The 3,335-nt window shown below is 34.9% G+C and carries 2 protein-coding genes; both read left to right on the plus strand.

Annotated features, from left to right (window positions below):
- Positions 1 to 828 (plus strand): autotransporter outer membrane beta-barrel domain-containing protein (locus tag A9G10_RS01690; protein WP_143425922.1); only part of this gene is annotated, 828 nt, incomplete at its 5' end.
- A gap of 423 nt (positions 829 to 1,251) precedes the next feature.
- The coding region (locus A9G10_RS01695; RefSeq protein WP_143425923.1) for an autotransporter outer membrane beta-barrel domain-containing protein at positions 1,252 to 3,335 on the plus strand (2,084 nt) is incomplete at its 3' end.

Below are 3,335 nucleotides of genomic sequence, written 5' to 3' on the forward strand. Positions count from 1 at the left end.
GTACCGGATTCAAATGTTTGGATGCGTTATAGCTATGACCGAACTCAGACTGACATGTTTAATGGTAGACAATCAATAGACATGAAGACATCAGTGATTGAAATGGGTGTGGATGTATTATCTTTAGACCAATTTAAAGTAGGGGTTTATGGTGGATACGGTCACAGTTCAATTGATACCCAACAAAAACACAGTAAACGTAACGGTGATGGTAGTGTGACCGGTTATAACTTAGGGGTTTACGGTAACTGGAATGCACAAACCAATGGTGAAGGGCTTTATGTCGATACTTGGGCACAATATAGCTGGTTTAAACATAAAACATCCGTTCATTTATCAAATTTAAGAAACTATTCAAGCAAATATAATGGGAACGCATTAAATTTATCTGCTGAAGTTGGTTATGGATTAATTGTTCTTGAAGGCGATGAGAAAAACTGGTTACTTGAGCCACATGCTCAAATTGGTTATACCTGGTTAGACAGTGATAAGTTTAATTTAGGTCGTGCAGGTAAAGTCGACAACATTAATGCAGATGGTGCGCAATTACGCATAGGTGCACGTTACTATGGTCAAAGCACAAAATCTGGTTACGGCGTGTTACCATTTATTGAAGCAAACTGGCTATATGATTCATCTTCACCAGAAGCGAAAGTAAAAGGAAAACATGTTGATTCAAATCAAGGTAAAAATTACGCAGAGTTTAAAGTCGGTGTGAGTGGAAGCATGACAAAATCACTAAGTGCTTATGCTCAACTAGATACTCGATTTGGCTCAGATAAATATTCACGAATTGGTGGACAACTAGGTTTAAATTATTCATTCTAACAATAGTAATATCTTAGTAAATACAAAGCAGTACGATTTAGTACTGCTTTTTTATAGAAAAAAGATATTTGATTCAAACTAAATAGAAAAAGGGGAAGATTTAGCACTGACTAAATAAAGAATTTAGTCTAAAAAAAATCATAACATAAACAATATATTGAAAAAAAAAGATTGCTAATTGAGTATATATTTTAAATACAGAATATGAAAATTTTGTGCAAAAATCATCAGTTCGTTATCTTTACATTAACTTACAATTAACAAAAAAAACAATTAATTATAATTATATTACGCTTTTTATTAGAAATTTTCGATAGATTAAATGTTGATTGATCGTCCAATCCGATCAATAATGTTTTTTACATAAGTCTCTTGAATCTTAGTGACTATGTTTAATATTGTAAAATGAAGGAAATTTAACAAATGAATAAAATTTATAAAGTTTTGAAAAATAGACAAGGAATTAGTCTGGCAGTTTCGGAATTAGCCAGAGGAAGAGGTAAAAAAACTAAATCAGTATTAATTAATGCCACAATTCTTGGGGCTTTATCTGTTTTATCTTCCGGCAATGCTTTTGCTGCACGTGTTAATATAGATACCAATCAAACTATTAAAGGTGATGACACTGGAACGTTGCCTAGTGGCGTAGTTAGCAATGATGAATATATCATTGGTCAAAATGGACATTTAACAATTAGTGATAATGGCACATTAAAAATCAATAGAATTATAGTGGCACATGATGTAGATACTTCTGCTCAACTTACACTCGACAATGGTCATTTCATTAACACTACTGGTGATGCTTATTTGGGATCTCAAGGTAACGCTAATATTCTTATTACTAATGGCGGCACTTTTACCAATACTGGATGGTCTTCATTACGTGTAGGTCATTCTAGCACTTCTAATACAACTTTAACTGTATCAGGTAAAGGCAGTACAATAAATCAAGTTAACTCACAAGATATGGGGATTGCCGGCGACGGTAAGGCTGTAGTTAATATTTTAGATGGTGGTGTTATTAATTCATCTCGAGCGACATTTGTCGCAAGTGGTAATGGAAATGCGATTATTAATATTGACGGTGAAGGTTCTGCTTTTAATTCAGGTGGTATGCGAGTAGGAACGCAATCAGTTGATAAAGATGGCTATGGTGAAATTAATGTGACCAATGGTGGTAGTTTAAATGTTGCTGATGGTGATGCAGGTACATACAACAAGCTAGCTATCAGAAATGGTAAAGTATTAATTGATGGTAAAAATTCTCAATTGAACGTGATGTCTGAAATTATCGTCAATGAGGGTGGTAATCATTCTGCTAGTTTAACCGTTGCAAATGATGCGGCCATCAAAACTCAAAAAGGCGATAAATCTGGTGAGGATCTCGGTATTCGAGTTGAACAAAATGGCGTTCTTAATATCGGTGGTGAAGTTGGAAAAGCCGCTGAAAAAGCAGGTTCTATTGATACGCCAAAAGTTGGATTAAGAAATGGTGGTAAATTAAATATTAATCATACTAACACTGATTATCAAGTAGACTGGGATATTGATGGAAATGGGGATGTCAATGTAATCTCTGGTGATAACTTTATTAGTGGTAAACATACTTATGAAGGAAACACCAATATAACCGGTGGTTCTTGGAATGCCAAAGCCGAGAATGTCTTTAGCGAAAAATCTAATTATAACGTTGATAAGAAAGGATCACTTAATTTAAAAGATCATAACCAAACAATTGGCAATTTAGTCAATGGTGGGACTATCGATTTAGGTAAAGACTCAGCAAATACAGTATTAACTGTCAATGGTGATTACCGTGGTGAAGATGGCAAACTAAATATGTATGTGGATACAGAAAAAGGTGAGTCAGATAAACTTGTCGTAAAAGGTAATGCGTCAGGAAAAACCTATATTGATATAACTGAAATCGGCCGAGGAAATTCAGAACGCGGTAAAATCAATCTAGTTGATGTTGTCGGTCAAGATGATGCTATCTGGAATATCATCGAGAAAAAAGATAGTGAATTTGACTATACAATTGGACGTGATGAAAATGGCAAATTAGTCATTGAATATACCAACGCGTTTTCAAATGTTTATAAATCACCGATAGTCGCATCAGTATTTGGTAACCAATTAGCGGCATTAAATATGTTCCGTCATAGTGCTCACGACCGTGATACCTCAATTTATGTACCGGATTCAAATGTTTGGATGCGTTATAGCTATGACCGAACTCAGACTGACATGTTTAATGGTAGACAATCAATAGACATGAAGACATCAGTGATTGAAATGGGTGTGGATGTATTATCTTTAGACCAATTTAAAGTAGGGGTTTATGGTGGATACGGTCACAGTTCAATTGATACCCAACAAAAACACAGTAAACGTAACGGTGATGGTAGTGTGACCGGTTATAACTTAGGGGTTTACGGTAACTGGAATGCACAAACCAATGGTGAAGGGCTTTATGTCGATACTTGGGCACAATATAGCTGGTT

This window comes from Gilliamella sp. wkB308 (assembly GCF_001690185.1).
GTDB classification, from domain to species: domain Bacteria; phylum Pseudomonadota; class Gammaproteobacteria; order Enterobacterales; family Orbaceae; genus Gilliamella; species Gilliamella apicola_I.